This window comes from Thioalkalivibrio sp. AKL17 (assembly GCF_000377885.1).
Taxonomy (GTDB): domain Bacteria; phylum Pseudomonadota; class Gammaproteobacteria; order Ectothiorhodospirales; family Ectothiorhodospiraceae; genus Thioalkalivibrio; species Thioalkalivibrio halophilus.
This window is the reverse complement of the sequence record NZ_KB898764.1, coordinates 74,078-91,126: the sequence shown is the minus strand read 5'-3', so window position 1 is coordinate 91,126 and position 17,049 is coordinate 74,078. Positions and strand designations below refer to the sequence as shown.

18 protein-coding genes and 1 pseudogene are annotated in these 17,049 nt (G+C 66.5%); 8 read left to right on the top strand and 11 right to left on the bottom strand.

Features of this window, described 5'->3' with window-relative positions; genetic code table 11:
- The first annotated feature begins 44 nt into the window (after positions 1-44).
- From D577_RS0100440 to D577_RS0100430, 3 genes are read left to right on the top strand one after another with little or no spacing between them, the layout of a single operon-like run.
- On the top strand, positions 45-959 hold the full coding sequence (locus D577_RS0100440; RefSeq protein WP_018945639.1) for a MoxR family ATPase: 915 nt from the start codon (positions 45-47) through the stop codon (positions 957-959).
- Positions 941-1,966, top strand: coding sequence for a DUF58 domain-containing protein (locus D577_RS0100435; protein WP_018945638.1), 1,026 nt, complete (start codon positions 941-943; stop codon positions 1,964-1,966). Before D577_RS0100440 ends, D577_RS0100435 begins: the two co-directional genes overlap by 19 nt.
- Entirely contained in the window at positions 1,963-4,026 is a 2,064-nt protein-coding gene (locus D577_RS0100430) for a DUF3488 and transglutaminase-like domain-containing protein (RefSeq protein ID WP_018945637.1), read from the top strand. Before D577_RS0100435 ends, D577_RS0100430 begins: the two co-directional genes overlap by 4 nt.
- 36 nt (positions 4,027-4,062) lie before the next feature.
- On the opposite strand, the gene D577_RS0100425 is transcribed toward D577_RS0100430, so the two are convergent.
- The 6 genes from D577_RS0100425 to sdhC are packed head-to-tail and all read right to left on the bottom strand — an operon-like array spanning position 4,063 to position 8,469.
- Positions 4,063-5,028: a NifU family protein gene (locus D577_RS0100425; RefSeq protein WP_018945636.1), complete on the bottom strand. Its 966-nt coding sequence runs from the start codon at positions 5,026-5,028 to the stop codon at positions 4,063-4,065.
- On the bottom strand, positions 4,982-5,236 hold the full coding sequence (locus D577_RS0100420; RefSeq protein ID WP_024329487.1) for a succinate dehydrogenase assembly factor 2: 255 nt from the start codon (positions 5,234-5,236) through the stop codon (positions 4,982-4,984). Before D577_RS0100420 ends, D577_RS0100425 begins: the two co-directional genes overlap by 47 nt.
- A gap of 41 nt (positions 5,237-5,277) precedes the next feature.
- A complete protein-coding gene (locus tag D577_RS0100415; protein ID WP_018945634.1) occupies positions 5,278-5,979 on the bottom strand; it encodes a succinate dehydrogenase iron-sulfur subunit in 702 nt (233 codons plus the stop codon).
- A complete protein-coding gene (sdhA, locus tag D577_RS0100410) occupies positions 5,979-7,754 on the bottom strand; it encodes a succinate dehydrogenase flavoprotein subunit (RefSeq protein WP_018945633.1) in 1,776 nt (591 codons plus the stop codon). The genes D577_RS0100415 and sdhA overlap by 1 nt, the downstream gene beginning before the upstream one ends.
- Entirely contained in the window at positions 7,751-8,089 is a 339-nt protein-coding gene (sdhD, locus tag D577_RS0100405) for a succinate dehydrogenase, hydrophobic membrane anchor protein (RefSeq protein ID WP_018945632.1), read from the bottom strand. The genes sdhA and sdhD overlap by 4 nt, the downstream gene beginning before the upstream one ends.
- A complete protein-coding gene (sdhC, locus tag D577_RS0100400; protein ID WP_018945631.1) occupies positions 8,086-8,469 on the bottom strand; it encodes a succinate dehydrogenase, cytochrome b556 subunit in 384 nt (127 codons plus the stop codon). The genes sdhD and sdhC overlap by 4 nt, the downstream gene beginning before the upstream one ends.
- A 111-nt stretch (positions 8,470-8,580) precedes the next feature.
- On the opposite strand from sdhC, the gene D577_RS0100395 reads away from it, so the two are divergent.
- The 5 genes and pseudogenes from D577_RS0100395 to D577_RS0100375 all read left to right on the top strand — a co-directional run bounded on the left by D577_RS0100395 (position 8,581) and on the right by D577_RS0100375 (position 11,869).
- Positions 8,581-9,627, top strand: a complete 1,047-nt coding sequence (locus tag D577_RS0100395; protein WP_018945630.1) for a folate-binding protein YgfZ — start codon at positions 8,581-8,583, stop codon at positions 9,625-9,627.
- Positions 9,628-9,630: 3 nt separating this feature from the next.
- Entirely contained in the window at positions 9,631-9,795 is a 165-nt protein-coding gene (locus D577_RS14315; protein WP_018140916.1) for a hypothetical protein, read from the top strand.
- 102 nt (positions 9,796-9,897) lie between these two features.
- A pseudogene (locus D577_RS13860) lies at positions 9,898-10,065 on the top strand (transposase); the annotation flags it as partial.
- 307 nt (positions 10,066-10,372) lie between these two features.
- A complete protein-coding gene (locus tag D577_RS0100380; RefSeq protein ID WP_018945629.1) occupies positions 10,373-10,825 on the top strand; it encodes a hypothetical protein in 453 nt (150 codons plus the stop codon).
- 522 nt (positions 10,826-11,347) lie between these two features.
- The gene (locus D577_RS0100375) at positions 11,348-11,869 is read left to right on the top strand and encodes a hypothetical protein (protein WP_018945628.1); all 522 of its coding nucleotides are present in this window, start codon (positions 11,348-11,350) and stop codon (positions 11,867-11,869) included.
- Positions 11,870-11,929: 60 nt separating this feature from the next.
- Here D577_RS0100375 and D577_RS0100370 read toward each other — a convergent pair whose 3' ends face one another.
- From D577_RS0100370 to D577_RS14310, 5 genes are all read right to left on the bottom strand, one after another.
- Positions 11,930-12,970 (bottom strand): fatty acid desaturase, encoded by a 1,041-nt coding sequence (locus D577_RS0100370; RefSeq protein WP_018945627.1) that lies wholly within the window; start codon positions 12,968-12,970, stop codon positions 11,930-11,932.
- Between the two features lie 248 nt (positions 12,971-13,218).
- Complete coding sequence (locus D577_RS0100365) at positions 13,219-13,911, bottom strand: hypothetical protein (protein WP_018945626.1); 693 nt, start codon at positions 13,909-13,911, stop codon at positions 13,219-13,221.
- A 201-nt stretch (positions 13,912-14,112) separates the two neighbouring features.
- Positions 14,113-14,466: a hypothetical protein gene (locus D577_RS13490; protein ID WP_018945625.1), complete on the bottom strand. Its 354-nt coding sequence runs from the start codon at positions 14,464-14,466 to the stop codon at positions 14,113-14,115.
- Positions 14,460-15,452: a hypothetical protein gene (locus tag D577_RS0100355; RefSeq protein ID WP_244263415.1), complete on the bottom strand. Its 993-nt coding sequence runs from the start codon at positions 15,450-15,452 to the stop codon at positions 14,460-14,462. Before D577_RS0100355 ends, D577_RS13490 begins: the two co-directional genes overlap by 7 nt.
- 277 nt (positions 15,453-15,729) lie before the next feature.
- The coding region (locus tag D577_RS14310; protein ID WP_038035861.1) for a YDG domain-containing protein at positions 15,730-17,049 on the bottom strand (1,320 nt) is incomplete at its 5' end.

Sequence of the window (17,049 nt, the reverse complement as noted above, 5' to 3'; positions counted from 1 at the left end):
CCGCTACAAACTCTTCTGCAACTCCCCCATAACGCGAGAATGCCATGTCTTCGGGAACGGACGCCCTGCAGCGGGTGGAACAGGCCCTCAACCAGATCCTTCTCGGCAAGCCCCGCGCCATCCGTCTGGCGCTCACCTGCCTGCTGGCCAACGGCCATCTGCTGATCGAGGACCTGCCCGGCGTGGGCAAGACCACGCTGGCGCACGCACTGGCGCGCGCGATGAACCTGGACTACCGCCGGGTCCAGTTCACCAGCGACCTGCTCCCGGGTGACGTGCTGGGCGTATCGGTGTTCGAACAGGGCAGCGGCGAATTCCGCTTTCATCCCGGGCCGATCTTCACCCAGGTGCTGCTGGCCGACGAGGTCAACCGCGCACCACCGAAGACCCAGAGCGCCCTGCTGGAAGCCATGGAAGAACGCCAGGCCAGCGTGGAAGGCGCGACCCGCGACCTGCCCGAGCCGTTCTTCGTGATCGCCACCCAGAACCCCGAGGAGCAGGTCGGCACGCATCCGCTGCCGGAGTCGCAGCTGGACCGCTTTCTGATGCGCATCGAACTCGGCTACCCCGACCCAAGGGCCGAGCGCGCCCTGCTGGAACGCCGCGGGGACACCGGCCACCCGGCCCCGGACACCATGGCCACGCCGGAACAGCTGGCCGAGTGGCAGGCATCCGTGGATGCCGTGCACGCCGATTCCAAGGTGCTCGACTATCTCCAGGAGCTGGTGGCTGCCAGCCGCGATACCGCCCGCTTTGCCCACGGCCTGTCGCCGCGTGCCGGCGTGGGCCTGCTGCGCGCGGCACGTGCCCATGCGTTCCTGGATACGCGCGACTACATCACCCCCGACGACATCGCCCGGGTCCTGCCGGCGGTGGCCGGCCACCGCGTACGCGCCCGCGAGCCGCAGGATTCCGCCCGCACCGTGGAGGCCCTGCTGGAATGCGTGCCCAGCCGCTGAACCGCCGGCGACGCCTGCGCGGCACCTGGCAGCGCCTGCGCGACGACGCGATCCGCTGGATCAACCGCCGTCACGCGCACGACGGCGAGCATGCGCGGCTGGGCCGCGACCGCATCTACATCCTGCCCACCCGCGCCGGTTACACCCTGCTCGGGATTATCCTGATCATGCTGCTGGGCTCCATCAATTACGCCAACAACATGGCGTTCCTGCTGACCTTCCTGCTGGCCGGGATCGGGCACAACGCCATCTGGTACACCCATCGCAACCTGCTGGGACTGGAGATTCGCCCGCTGCCGATCGACCCGGTGTTCGCCGGGAGCGCGCCCGAAGCGCAACTGCGACTCCATGAAACCGACGGCCGGGGACGCGAAGCCATTAACGTGCGGGTCGGTGCACACGCTTGCGAACCGGTCGCCATCCCCGCGGGTGGCCGGAGCGATGCCCGCATCGTGCTGCCGGCCGTGCCGCGCGGGGTCTACCGCCTGCCGCGCCAGCGCGTGGACACGCGCTTCCCGCTGGGGGTCCTGGAGGCCTGGAGCTGGCTCAATCTGGACGCCGAGATCCTGGTCTATCCGTCGCCCGTGGACCCCGGCCGGGCCCTGGCCGGACACGGCGACGGCGACGAGGACACCGGCGCCCGCGGGCAATCCGAGGAACCGCCCGACCACATCCGGCCCTACCGCCCCGGCGATCCGCCCGGCCGCATCATCTGGAAGGCCTATGCCCGCAGCGGCAAGCTGCATGTGCGCGAAAGCCCCGGCGGGGTACAGGACGACCTCTGGTTCGACTACGACGCGCTGCCCCACGGCGACACCGAGACCCGCCTGTCGATGCTCTGCCATCAGGTGCTGGAGGCCCATGCGCAGGAGCGCGCCTGGGGCTTGCGTCTGCCGGGCCAGCGCATCGACCCCGGCCAGGGCCCGGAACATCGTGACCACTGCCTGCAGGCGCTGGCCCGTTTTCGCGCCGCCCCGGCACCCCTGCCGCTGGAGGACGGAGCATGAGGGAGGGCTGGCTCACCCGCCCGGCCCCGCCGCGCGAGGAACTGCGCGGGCTGGGCATCGCGCTGATCGCCCTGCCCGTGGCCGCGCTGCCGCACGCCTGGTACCAGCCGGCCTGGGTGACCCTGCTGATGGCCCTGGCCGTGCTGCTGCGCGGCTGGGTGCACTGGCGCGGGACCCGCGCGCCCTCGCTGTGGGTGATGAGCCTCCTCGCCCTGGGTGCCGGCGCCATGACCCTGGCACATTACGGCACCCTGTTCGGCCAGGAGGCCGGGAGCGCGCTGCTGCTGGTGATGATCGCGCTCAAGCTGCTGGAGGCGCGCAGCCGACGCGACGTGGTCATTGCGCTGTTTCTGGGTTATTTCGTCATCGTCACCACGTATTTCTTCGACCAGGCTTTCTGGATCGGGCTGTGGTCGCTGCTGGGGGCGCTGCTGCTGACCGCGGCCCTGGTGCAGCTGCACGCCGCCCGCCCGCTGACGCCCGGTTATCTGGCCCGCCGCGCCGGGACCATGCTGGTACACGCCCTGCCGTTCATGCTCATCCTGTTCATCGTCTTCCCGCGCATCGAAGGGCCGCTCTGGGGCGATCGCGAGGACCGGGACGACACCGCGCAGACCGGCCTGTCCGACGAGATGAACCCCGGCGACATCGCCGAACTGCTGCAGGACGAAACCGTCGCCGCCCGGGTCGAATTCCACGGCGAGATCCCGCCGACCCGCGCACAATACTGGCGGAGCATGGTGATGACCGACTTCGACGGCCGCCAATGGCGTGCCGATCGTGGAGATTCGTCGATCGAACCGCCCGCGGTGGAGGGCGATACCGTCGACTACACCGTCACGCTGGAACCCACGCGTTCCCGCTACCTGCCGGTTCTGGAATATCCCGCCCGCTTGCCCGACGATGCCGAGCTGCGCGCGAACCATCAGGTCATCCGCGACCAGCGCATCACCGGGCGCATCCAGTACACCGCCAGCGCCGATCTGACGCGCCCCCCGGGCAGCGACGCCAACGTCCCCGCCCTGGACCCCGAGACCCGCGAGCGGGCCCTGGCGCTGCCCCCGGGCGCCGCGCCGCAGGCCCGCGCCCAGGCCGGGCTCTGGACGGCCACGCACGACGACCCGCGCGCCATCATTGAAACCGCCCTGGCGCGTTTCTCCGGCGAACCCTACCGCTACACCCTGCAGCCACCGCAGACGACGGGCGATCACACCGATGCGTTCCTTTTCGATACCCACGCCGGCTACTGCGAACACTACGCCTCGGCGTTCGCGGTGCTGATGCGGGCGGCGGGCATCCCCGCGCGGGTAGTCACCGGCTATCACGGAGGCGAGTGGCGCGAACGCGGTGGCTATCTGCGCCTGCGCAATGCCGACGCCCATGCCTGGAACGAGGTCTGGATCGACGGCGAGGGCTGGCGGCGGGTCGACCCCACCGCGGCGATCGCGCCCGAGCGCATCGAGCAGGGACTGCAGGGCCTGTCACCCTCCGAGGGCGAGCAGACGCCGGATTTCCTGCGCCGCGAGGGCCTCTCCTGGCTGCAGCAGGCGCGCTTCGAGCTGCAGGACTGGCGGGAGTTCATCGGCTTTCGCTGGGAGACCTGGGTGCTGGCCTTCACCCCCGAGCGTCAGCAGCGGCTGTTCGAGCGCTTTGGCCTGGACCCGCGCGACTGGCGCAGCGTGCTGATCGCGCTGGGGGTCAGCTTCGGCACCCTGGCCGCCGGGGTCGCGCTGTGGCTGCTGCTGCGCGGACGCGAGCGCCGGGATCCGGCGCAGCGCGCCCTGTACCGGCTGTCCCGGCGCCTGCGCGGTGCGGGCCTGGCGCACCAGCCGCACGAGAGCGTGGATGCCTGGGTGCGGCGCGTGGCCGCGGCCCGGCCGCAGGACCGCGATGCCCTGGAGGACTTTGCCCGGCACTACAACGCCCTGCGCTTCGCGCCGCTGGACAGGCAGGGACGGCACGAACAGGGCCAGGCCCTGAAGGCCGCCCTCGCCCGCATCCCGCGACGCCGGCCGACCACGGACACGGACGCGGAAACGCCTGCCGACACCCGGGCCTGAGCGGGGCTCCGGGTCAGGAGCGGGGGGTCAGCGGGATCAGAAGGTATTGGCCACCGAGGCCACGCCCGGCGCCCGCGAGCGCACCAGGCGTTCGACCACGTTCTTGAGATCCAGGGTGGAACGCGGGCAGCCGACGCAGGCCCCCTTCAGGCGCACGCGCACGGTGCGCCCGTCCAGCTCGACGAACTCGATGTCGCCGCCATCCTGCATCATGATGCGCCGCGCCTCCTCGATGGCCTCGCGCACCGCGTCCTCGTCGATGGGGCCGTCGGCCGGCACGTCGGCCTGTTCCCGCGCCGCATGGGTCTGGGCCCGGTCCAGCCGCAGGGCCAGCTCCGGATCGAGCTCCTCGATCGCGTCCAGCTCTTCCTCGCTGTAGACGTGATCCGGGTCGTCCTTCAGCAGGTGCGACACGTCCACCATGACCTGTGCGTTGTCGGGACGCGTTTGATCTCCCGCCATGATCCGGCCTCCGCTAGCTCGCAGTGTGGCCAGTATAGCAACGCCGCGCGCGATCACGTCGCGAGGCCTCACCGGCTCCCCGGATTCCGCCGGACCCGGCGCGGGCCAGCGCAGGCGCATGCGCAACCGGCGCAGGTCGTCCGCATCCACCCGCCCCGGGTACAGCCACAGGGTCCCCGGGCGCCCCCCACCAGCGGGGCGATAGCGCAGCACCACACGGGTCGCGAACACCCGGGTGTCCGGCAGGATCTCGATATCGTGGATGCGTTCCTGGCGCAGGCCCTCGGCGGTGGCCAGCCACCAGCGCCCGTGCACGGTGCAGCCCAGCCAGTCGAAGTGCGGCTGGCGGCCACGCCGGGACCAGCCGAACGCGGCCGCCACCAGGACGCCCGCCGCCGGCCATGTCCACCACACGCCGTAGACCAGCGCGTACAGCACGACCGCGGTGCTCAGCAGCACCTGACCGGCGAGAATCCGCCGCGCGAGCCGCGGGTCAGGGTGCAGGCGCAGCCGCAGCGGCGGCGCGGATGAGCGGGGCAAGCCGGGCTATCCCGGCATCCGCGGTGGTCTGGCGGCCCATGACCACCTCGTAGAGCACGTTGTCGGGATAATCCAGCAGCCGTTCGAAGGCATCGCGACCCTCCTGGTCCAGTTGCGCATATCCCTGCGCGAGAAACTCCCCGAGCAGCCAGTCATTCTCCAGCATGCCGCGACGGCAGCGCCAGCGAGTGCGGCTGTCAGGCTCCATCATACGCCCTCCCGGAGATGCTTCCTGCAGCCCCTGTGGGTTCATAACGACCTCTTCAGCATGGTGCGGCGGATGTCGCTGATCGCCTTCGCCGGGTTGAGGCCCTTCGGGCACACCTGCGTGCAGTTCATGATGGTGTGACAGCGGTACAGCTTCCAGGCATCGTCCAGCCGCTCCAGCCGGTGCTCGGTCGCCTCGTCGCGGGTGTCCTTGATGAAGCGCGCCGCCTGCAGCAGCGCGGCGGGGCCGAGGAACTTGTCCGGGTTCCACCAGTACGACGGGCAGGCCGCCGAACAGCAGCCGCACAGGATGCATTCGTAGAGACCGTCCAGCTCGTCGCGGTCGGCCGGGTCCTGCTTGCGCTCTACCTCGGGCTCCGGGCTGTCGTTCACCAGCCAGGGCTCGGCGGCCCGGTACTGGTCCCAGAAATTGGTCATGTCCACGATCAGGTCGCGGATCACCGGCATCCCCGGGAACGGGCGCAGGGTCACCGGGGTGTCGAGCTCCTCCAGCGGCGTCACGCAGGCCAGTCCGTTGGTGCCGTTGATGCTCATGCCGTCGGAGCCGCAGACCCCGTGCTGACAGGAACGCCGGAAACCCAGCGAGTCGTCCTGCTCCTTCAGCAGCAGCAGGGCATCCAGCAGCATCATCCCCGGCTCCACCTGCTCGTCGGGCAGGGTGAAACGCTGCATCTTCGGTAGCGTGTCGGTCTCCGGGTTGAAGCGGTAGATCGAGAATTCCATCAGTAGGTGCGCTCCTTCGGCGGGAACGAGGCCACGGTATTCGGCCGGGTCCGCACCGGCTTGTAGTCGAGGCTGTCGTCCTCCAGCGAATACAGGCTGTGCCGAAGCCACTGCCGGTCGTCGCGCTCGGGGAAATCGATGCGCGAATGCGCGCCCCGGCTCTCCTCGCGCCCCAGCGCGGAGCGGATGGTGGCGATCGCGCAGTCCATCAGGTTCTCCAGCTCCATCGCTTCCACCCGCGCGGTGTTGAACGTGGGGGTGTGGTCATGGATCACCGCGTGGTCCAGGCGTCGGCGCAGCTCGCGCACCTTCTCCACGCCCTCGCGCATCACCTCGTCGGTGCGGAACACCGAACAGTGGTCCTCCATCACCTTGCGCAGTTCGCGCTTGAGCCCGTCCACCGACTCCATTTCGCCGGTGCCCGAATCGCGCCGATCCCAGCGGGCGAGCCGGGCCATGGCCGCCTCCACCGCGGATTCGTCCAGCGGACGGTGATAGCGGTTCTCCTCGAGGTATTCGAGGATGTGATTGGCCGCCGCGCGGCCGAACACCAGGATGTCCAGCAGCGAGTTACCCCCCAGCCGGTTCGCCCCGTGGACCGAGACACAGGCCGCCTCGCCGGCGGCATACAGCCCCGGCACCGGGTCCTCGGGCGAGTCCTTGACCGGCGCGACCACCTGCCCGTCGCGGTTGGTGGGGATCCCGCCCATGCTGTAGTGACAGGTCGGAAACACCGGGATCGGCGCGTCGATCGGATCCACGTTGAGAAAGGTCTGGCTGGCCTCGCGGATCCCCGGCAGGCGCTGCATGATGGTGTCCGCGCCCAGATGGCGCAGGTCGAGGAACACGTGATCGGCGTTGCGCCCGCAGCCGCGGCCTTCGCGCACCTCGGTGGCGATCGCGCGCGAGACCACGTCGCGCGAGGCCAGGTCCTTCGCGTTCGGCGCATAGCGCTCCATGAAACGCTCGCCGTCCGAATTGACCAGGTAGCCGCCCTCGCCGCGCGCACCCTCGGTGATCAGCATCCCGCGCCCGGCGATCCCGGTGGGGTGGAACTGTACGAACTCCATGTCCTCCAGCGGGATCCCCGCGCGCAGGGCCATCGCCATGCCGTCGCCGGTGTTGATCAGCGCGTTAGTGGTGGTGCGGAACAGCTGCCCCGCCCCGCCGGTGGCGATCAGCGTGGTCTTGGCCTCGATCACGATCGGCTCGCCACTGAGGATCTCGAACGCCAGCACCCCCAGCACGTGCCCCTCGGCATCGCGCAGCAGGTCCACCGCGAAATATTCGTCGAAGAAATGCGTGCGTGCGCGCAGGTTCTGCTGGTACAGCGAGTGCAGGATCGCGTGGCCGGTGCGGTCGGCGGCGGCACAGGTGCGCGCGGCCTGGTCCTGGCCGAAGTTCTGGCTCTGCCCGCCGAACGCACGCTGGTAGATGTTGCCGTTGTCCAGGCGCGAGAACGGCACGCCGAAGTGGTCCAGCTCGTAGACCACCCTGGAGGCGGCGCGGCACATGTATTCGATCGCGTCCTGGTCGCCCAGGTAGTCGGAACCCTTCACCGTGTCGAACATGTGCCAGTGCCAGGAATCGGGCAGCACGTTGGCCAGCGCGGCGTTCACCCCGCCCTGGGCCGCCACCGTGTGCGAGCGCGTGGGGAACACCTTGGACACCACGGCCACCTTGGCCTCGGCGTTGGACAGCTGCAGGGCCGCCCGCAGGCCGGCCCCGCCGGCCCCGATGATGAGGGCGTCGAACTTGCGCCGGGTCACGTTCATGAGAGCCATGCCTTGAACAGGATTGCGAAGGCCCACAGGCCAAGGACCAGCAGGCCGGTGGCCGACAGGATCAGCACCGTCAGGCGGATGCCGAAGGGATGGACGTAGTCCATGATCACGTCGCGCAGGCCGATCCAGGCGTGCAGCAGCAGGGCCAGCACGCCCAGTGCAGTCAGCAGCCCGACCACCGGATGCCCGACGAAGGCGATCCAGAGGGCATGATCGGCCGGCGGGAAAAAGACGAAATAACCCAGCATCAGCACGGTGAACACGCCCAGGTACACGGCCGTGATCCGCTGCAGCAGCCAGGCCCGCTGTCCGCTCAGGAGTCTCACAGCCACAGTCCTCCCCAGACGATCAGGGTGGCGACGCCCCCCGCGATCAGGGCCTGGCGCGCAGTGCGCAGCGAGCCCTCGCGGTCCTCGCCGATCCCGAATTCCATCGCCAGATAGCGGATGCCCGCGAAAAGATGATGCAGCAGCCACCACAGGACACCCAGCAGCACCAGCAAGCCCAGCGGGTGACCGACCCAGCCGGCCACGCGAGCAAAACCCTCGGGTCCGGACAGCGAGAGCTGCAGCAGCCACAACAGCACGGGGATCGCGAGAATCAGCAGCACGCCGGTCACGCGGTGCAGAATCGAGACCACGGCATTCAGCGGAAACCGGATCCTGCGCAGATCGAGGAAAACGGGACGAACCGGTGACCGGGGCATGCTACCTCTCGCTCGGATGGGCGACATAAGGGATCCTGACACCCGACACGGCGTTCGTCTACTATCGGGCCGCCAGGGAAATGCCGCCCCCGCGGCCACAGGAGATGCGTGATGCGCGAAGACTGGAAGAAACACCTTGTCGATTCCGGTGCCGAATTCGAGGGCGACGAGCTCGTCCACTACGGCAACCCGGAGCGTGAACGGCAGATGGCCGTCAACGGCGATGTCATCTGCGACCTTTCCCATCGCGGGCTGCTGGAGATCCGCGGTGCCGATGCCACCGAATTCCTCCAGGGCCAGTTCGGCAACGATATCCGGCAGGTGGACGAGCGGCACGCCCAGCTGTCCAGTTACGCCAGCCCCAAGGGCCGCACCTATGCGGTGTTCCGTGTCCTGCGCACTCAGGACGGCTATCTGCTGGAGATGCCGGCGGATCGCGTGGAGCCGGTCGCCAAACGACTGCAGATGTTCGTCCTGCGCTCCGACGTGATCATCGAGCAGGCCGGCGACAGCCGCATCCGCTTCGGCCTGTCCGGTCCGGATGCCGAGAAGGAGCTGCAGGACGCCCTGGGCGCCTGTCCCGCGGAGATCCACGAGGTCGTGGAAAAGGACGGGGTGACGGCGCTGCGCGTGCAGGGCGTGCACCCGCGTTTCGAACTGTTCGGCGGCTTCGACGCGATGCGCCGGCTGTGGGACGCCCTCAATGTGCGCGGCGCCCCGGTGGGCCCGCACGAATGGCAGCTGCTGGACATCCTCGCCGGGATCCCGAGCGTGGTCGAGGCCACCACCGAGATGTTCGTGCCGCAGATGCTGAACCTGCACGCCCTGGGCGCGATCAGCTTCGACAAGGGCTGTTATCCGGGGCAGGAGGTGGTCGCGCGCATGCACTACCTCGGCAAGCTCAAGCGGCGCATGTTCCGCCTCGCGATCCAGGATGGCGAACCCCCGACACCGGGCATGCCGGTGTTTCGCGCCGATGGCAAACCCGACCAGGCCGATGGCGAACTGGTCGCCGTCGAACTGCACCCCGACGGCCAGTATTCCGCGCTGGCGGTGCTCAAGGTGGACGCGGCCGAGGCCGAACTGCGCTGCGGCGCCCCGGACGGTGCGCCGGTGACGCTGTGCGACCTCCCCTACGACGTTCCCGAAGGGGCCTGACGCATGCGCTTTCTGTTCTTTTTCTTCGTCCTGATCCTGCTGGCGCTGTGGGCGGCGTTCTTCAGCCGCCCCGACAATCCGACCCTGTCCAACTGGCTGTACGCCCTGGCCGGCGTACTCGCAGTGTTGTTCCTGATCGGTTATCTCCGCCTCGACGGGGTGATCTGACCTCTCGGGCCACCGAGCCCCTCGTCCCCCCTGCGCTTTTTGGGGAAATAATTGGGTACACATACAAAAGGCTCCGCCGGTTGCGACCGACGGGGCCTTTTTGCCCTGCTGGCGTTCTACGACTTCCCGGCCGCGCACAGGCAGTCGATCCGGACCACCAACCCGATCGAATCGACCTTCGCCACCGTGCGCCTGCGCACCGCCAAAACCCGAGGTTGCGTGACGCGTAACACCATTTCGAGCCTGACGTTCAAGCTCGACCGGAGTGCCGCCTGATCCAGTCATCGCTCATCCACCAGACTTGACCATAACTCCACCCGCGCAGCCGACCCCTTTGTGCGCCAACGTACAGATATCCAGGACCCCGAATCGTAGGGTGGCGCCACGGAATCGGCCGGAATCATCCCGGCTGTTCCCGTGCCCCCGCAGTACCGGTCGCATCCCGCGCCGGACGGGAAACAACTAAGAGAACGCACCAATGAAAAGACTGATCGCGCTCACACTCTGTCTCGCCGGGACGCTCCCCTTCGCCGTCCAGGCCCAGCAAGCAGGCTCAACGGCGAACTTCGGACCCTCCATGGGCGACCGCGAGTTCTCGCTTTCCGGAAGCGGCAGCAGTAGCCGCAAATTCGACAACACCAACTTTGGCATCTCGGGCGATCTGGGCTGGTACCTGCGCGATCACATGATCGCCGGGGTCCGCCAGAGCATCAACTACGCCGACCTCGAGGGCGAGTCCCTGATCGATGACTACTGGAACGGAGCCACCCGGGGCTACCTCAACTTCCAGACAACGGACGGAAGGCTGCGTCCCTTTGGTGGGGGCAGCCTGGGGTTCATCTACGGCGACGGGATTAAAAACAGCGCGTTCGCCGGTCTGGAAGGCGGCCTGAAGTATTACGTGCTGGAAAACACCTACGTCCTGGGCCGCATGGAATACCAGTGGTTCTTCAGCCGCTCCAGCGATGCAGAGGATGCTTTCCGCGATGGCGCGTTCGCCTACACCGTAGGCCTTGGCTACAACTTCTGAGCCTTCTTGCCCGGGGCAGGGTCAATCCGAAAGAAGGCCTGCTGCCCTGCCCCGAGGCACACCACGATCAGGGGAGCAGCTGCCCCCCGCCACTATCCAGTCGGGCCAAAAAGTCGCTTCATAACGGGTCGAAGAGCCGGTTGACAGAAACCTGGGTCCGTCCACGATCCGGCCCCTTTCGTTCACGACCCAATGCACAGCGCCCTTGTCCTGGACGACATGGGGCGACCCCGCGAGAACACGCAAACGCGCTTCAACCAGCATCTCGCTGAAGATCCTTTTGAACACCTCATATGAAGTATCGAAAGAATCTTTAAGCACCTATTCTCTTGCCTTTTTTCTGTCTCCTGTCACCTGAAACCCAACACGCCCGGTGACGAATGTGCGGCAACGAACAGATGCCCCCTCGGTTGCGACCCCAATCTGCCGTTTCGGATGCAAAGCGGGCCCTCCCGGTCGCAGTCGCACTCCAAAGGCTCTGCGCCAGGCCAACGCGGTGGGTAACGTTTCAGGAGGCACGTAATGATGAAAAAGGTGATCGCAGTCATGTTCTGCCTGGCTGGACCATTCACCCTTTCCGTCCAGGCTCAACAAGGATCGGCCGCCAACTTTGGGCCCTCCATAGGCGACCGCGAATTCTCGCTTTCCGGAAGTGGCAGCAGTGACCGGAGTTTCGACAACACCAACCTCGGCATCACGGGTGATATAGGCTGGTATCTGCGTGGCCACTTGGTCCTCGGCGTCCGCCAGGACATTCACTACGCCGACTTCGAGGGCGACTTCCTGACCAATGACTTCTTTCAAAACACTGCCGGCCGCCTGCGTCCCTTCGCTGGCGGGAGCCTGGGCGCATTCTACGGCGACGGCGTCAACGACAGCGGGTTCGCCGGATTGGATGGGGGCTTGAAGTACTACGTCCTGGACGACACCTACGCCCTGGGTCGCATTGAATACCAGTGGTTCTTCAGCCGCGCGAACGACGCAGAGAATGCGTTCCTCGATGGTGACGTTTCGTACACCGTCGGACTTGGCTACAACTTCTGATTCTCGTCCGGGGCCGGGACCAGACACGCACGCAGGATTTGCGTGTATCGCTCGTCGCTCTCACGGGCGCACCGGAGGCGTCTCCGCGTTCGCATGCTCGAAGGGGACCAGACGCCGACGCTCCTCGTCCCACAGGGCGAGTCGTGCGCAGTGGAGACTTTGCCGCAGCGTGAGACGACTAATCTCGCGAAGCTGCGGGAAATCCTTCAGCACCTCGGGCAACCGGTAGAACGGGATGCGGCTGGCGAGGTGATGGACGTGATGGACCCCGATATTCGCGGTCATCCAGCGCAAAGGAGCCGGCAGATCATAGCAGGAGCTCCCGTAGAGCGCGGCTTCGCGGAAGGACCACTCCTCGTCGTGCGCCCAGCGCGTATTCTCGAACTGGTGCTGCACATAGAACAGCCAGACGCCGATGGAAGAAGCCAGAATCGCGATCGGCAGGTGCACCAGAAGAAAGGTACCCACCCCCACCAGCGACATCATCGCAATGACGACCAGCACGATGGCCGCATTCGTACCCATGGTGCTCAGCCACGGCATCCATCCCGCGCGCATGAACCCGACGGGTACGCGGTTCCGCAACATGAACAGGTAGACCGGACCCAGGCCGAACAGGATCAGCGGGTGGCGGTACAGCCGGTAACGCAGCCGCTGCGCCCGCGGCAGGGCCTGGTATTCACGTACGCTCAAGGTGTCGATGCCCCCCTCGTCAGCGCGATCCAGATTGCCCGAGTGCGCGTGATGGAGGGCGTGGGTGTGGCGCCAGAGGTCGTAGGGCGTGAGCGTCAATACCCCCAGGGCCCGTCCCACCCAGTCGTTGGCGCGCCGGGACGGAAAAAACGACCCGTGCCCGCAGTCATGCTGGATCATGAACAGCCGCACGAGAAATCCAGCGGCGGGTATCACCAGCAACAGGCCGAGCCAGTAGCCCGCGCTCACGCTTGCCCAGGTCAAAAACCAGAAAAGGCCGAACGGGATCATCGTAACGAGCAGTTCGAAGACGCTGCGGGCGAGGCGCGGCGCACGATAAGCGGACAGTGCCCGCTGTAACGCTCGGGGATCACCGGTTGTTTCCTGGTGCAGTACTTCTGGATCCATGTATGGACTCCGTAATAGGCTCGACCTCCAACCTACGGGTTCGCAACCCATCGCCGGCGTGCCGGTTTCTGATACAGAGCCATCGCCCCGATACCGGTCACAATAGCCATTGCCTTTTAAGACATATTGGACCCATGCGCGTTCACCGTCTGTTTGATACCGCACACCGAACCCGCGATGCCGCTACCCCGCGCAGGCAGCCCCGGGGTGGGCTTCAAAAGCGCCAACTACGTTGACCGATAGGGCACCTAACGGACGAGATCTGCTGTGCGGCGTGTGGTCGAGCCGAACCACAGGGGTTTGTCGACGACGAACTTCATCGACCGTTTCACCAGTCCTTGGCCGGGGGAGAAGCCAAGATCGAGCCAAAACCGGATCGCCGCCGGAGCATCAAGATCGATGCTCTGCTCGATCGGCACCAGGAAGCCTTCGTAATCACCCGCCGGAGTCGCATACCGCTCTAGAGTGATGGGCATGACTCGGTGCTTATACTCACCCGTGTGTTCAACCTCTTGCGTCTCTCTATTCACGACGGTGGCCCTGCCAGAGGCGCTCCATGTCCGATCGGGCACTATCCTGCTGGGTAGCAGCACCACGGGTGGCTCGTACAGCACGGTCTGGCCTTGCGTCAGCACGTCCAGACCGGTCAGCACCACGCTGCCATCCCAAAGCTCGGAAAGATGGAGAATGTTGTAGTCACCAAACCGAACTTCCCAGCGGCCTTCACCTTCTGCGGGAATCAGTTCCTGCACCACTTGCCGACCCTCTCCGTCTCCGTCAACCACCCTGAACGTGCTTTTTCCGGGAACCAGAGGGAAAAGATCCCCAGCCTCAACCTCTTGAACCGTCGATATCGGAGACGCCGATGTCTCCGCGAGGGTGGCCCCGGAGGTGCAGAGGCCGACGCCGATCAGTATCGCTCGCGCGTAAAACTGGTACATCGCATCTCTCCTGGAGTCTGAGGGCAAGGTGCCGCGCAACACTCGTGGCAGTGAAGCGACGTCAACGGGAGAACCGGCCCCACTGGCGGGGGATTGTGAGATCTCTCCTGGATTGTAGAGGACGTCCGCGTCGTGGTCCTCGGCGGTCCAGAGGTATTAGTCGGTTTCGCCCCCTATCGGTCAACGTAGTTGTCACCTGATTCAAGCCCAGAGGATGCAATGCGGCGCGCTCTCCACATCCGGGTTATAGCGGGCGAAAAATTCGAGCATCGTCGGGAAATGCGGATCGCTCGGCTTGCTGAAGCGATAGAACATGCGCGGCGCCTCTCCCGCCTGGCGCACCGCGTAGCCCCCTTCTTCGATGAAATCCCACATGCGCTGTCCGAACTCGGCAGTCAACGACTCCACGCACAGCACGATGTCGAGATCCCGCGTCGCGCGCGGATCCAGGCCGGCTTCCTCCTGCACCAGATAAGCCGCTGCCCCGCCGATCAGCACGTAGCAATCTTGGAAGCCGGCAAAGCGCTTGGCGAACCATTCCAGCCCTCTCACCATGGCAAGGCTTCCAGCATTTCCTCGACCGCCTGCTCCACACGCTCGTCGGTGCGGTCACGCAGGCTCAGATCCAGCGAGAGCGGGTCCACACATCCCTCGCGCGCACTCGCTTCCGGCGGATAGCGCCATAGCTCCACCTGACAAGTGCCGTCGTCCTGCACGGGAATCAGCTCCAGGCCCTGCCCAAGCCGCCGCCAGGCGCGGCTGGCCAGGGCATAGACCGGCTCAGCGGGTGGTCCCAGCAGGGAGTACTCGGCCAGCGCCGACTCGCCAGCACGCGGCAGCGACCATTCCGCAATATCCGTTGCCATCACCCGCACCGTCTCGCGTACCGGGCTGCGCAACCAGGGTTGCGCCTTCTGCCATAGATCCTTCGGCGGCGCGGCGAGCTCAACAACGCGCTCCCGCCCATGGAGCTCGGTGCGCACCAGCCCATTGCCTTCCAGTTCCTTGATTGCACGGCTCATGCTCATGGCGGTATAGCCCAGTGGTTCAGCCATCGCAGTCGCGCTGGCAGGCATGGCGATCTGGCCGAGCAACATGGCCACGAAGACCGCCTGCGTGGCCGGGCTTAGCCGCTCGGTGGGTGCCGCGCCCCGCCGCTGAGAGCGCTGGTTGGTCATCAGATAGCCCAGGCGCGGCCAGTAGATCTGCTCGCCGACCACCACGAAGGGCACCCGCACACCCACCAGCCGCCGTCGCAGATAGCTGGGCAATGCATCGGCCACCAGGCAGTACGCCGAGTCCGCCTCGCCCGCCAATTCCATGGCCTTCTCGATCTGCGCGACAAAGGCGCGGGTGCCTCGAATTCGGCTCTCGTCGCGCAGCAGCACCGCCACCGCGCGCTCGCCGTCGACCGTGCATTCGTGCAGCTCCAACAGTTGGCGCAGGTACGTGGGCAGATTGGCAGGCAAAGCCCGCCCCCAGGTCACGGGCAGCCCCGTCTCCTGCTCGAAGTACCGCGCAAATGCCTTGCCTAGCGTCATCGTCGGGCAACGCTAACACAATTTTCTATCGCTAACATTTTTTTTGTTAGCGTCCGGACATCCTGTTAGCTTCGCTCCCGGTCACCGAGGCAGGAACGGGCACCCCCGCGGCAGCCCCCATCCTCGGGCATTACACACCACGCGCCGCCCGCTTCTCGGCCAGGGTCAGGTGGTGATCGAGGTGAGGTTTTGCCATCACGTGGATCGGGGCCGTGCCGACGTGCCAGCCCCGTGAACGCGCTACCGCGATCACATCACGGCAGGTGCAGCCGAACCCTCACTGGCCTTCTTCGCTGTCGTCATCATCGACCAACTCCACCGGGCCGGAAAGGTCGCGTTCGTCCACCAGGATCTCGCTCTGCATGAGCGCGGTCAGCGTGGCGCTTCCACTGATGGGTCCCACCGCCATGTCCGGCGCAACCGGGTCCGTGCGTCTTTCGTTCTCCAGGGCCGTATCACCATCGGCAGAATCATCCGCACGCCTCAGCACGTCGCCCGTATCTCCGGCTGACACCCCCTCTTGCTCGGGCTCGGGCTCGGGCTCGGGCTCGGGCTCGATGGACGCATGGGTCACTGGCCAGCCGTCAGGGGAGAGAGCATAGTTACTGGCCTCGCCGTTCTGCCCATCCTCCAGTTCCGCATTGGTCAGCGACACCTCGATGTCCTCGCCAGGCCCAGCTTCGGCGAACGCCGCCGCCAAATCCGTCAGCTCCAGGTCCTCCCCGTCTACCAGGTTCTCGAGGCTCAGGCCGTCCGTCTCGTCAAAGATCGCTTCCGTCGTGCCGTCATAGACCTTGTTCCTGGCGGTGAACTCACCACCCAGCGTCACGGTGCGCGGGTCGATGGTCGCCGTGGTCGTGGGCGCGCCGTCCAGGCTCAAGGTGTAGTTGTCCGCAGCGCCCTTCACCCCATCTGCAATACCGGCCTCGGTGAGGTTCACCGTGATGGCCTCGCCGGCATTGGCGTCGGCAAACGCCGCCGCCAGATCCGTCAATGCCAGGTCCTCCCCGTTCACCAGGTTCTCGAGGATCAGGCCTTCCGTGTCGTCAAAGGCCGCCTCGGTCGTGCCGTCGTACTCCCGATCCTCAACGCTGAACTCGCCACCCAGCGTCAACTCACGCGGGTCAATGCTCGCCGTGGTCGCCGGCGCACCATCCAGACTCAGGGTGTAGTTGTCAGCGCTGCCGCCCTCTCCGTCCGCGAGCCCCTCGCCGGTGAGACTGACAGCCAGATTCTCACCCACATCCGATTGCTCGAAAGCCGCCGCCAGGCTCTCCAGATTCAGCGCTTCGCCCTCAACCAGATTATTGAGGCTCAGGCCTCCGGTGTCGGCCAGCGTGGCTTCCGCACTGCCGTCGTAGACCTTGTCTTCGGCGCTGAACTCGCCATCCAGCGTCACGGCACGCGGGTCAATGGTCGCCGTGGTGGTCGGCCAGTCAGTGCTCAACAGGGTGTAGTTGCTGGCCCGGCCTTCATCTCCGTCGGCCAGCTCCGCCTCGGTGAGGTTCACCGTGATCGCCTCGCCGGCATTGGCGTCGGCAAACGCCGCCGCCAGCTCCGTCAATGCCAGGTCTTCCCCGGCCACCAGGTTCTCGAG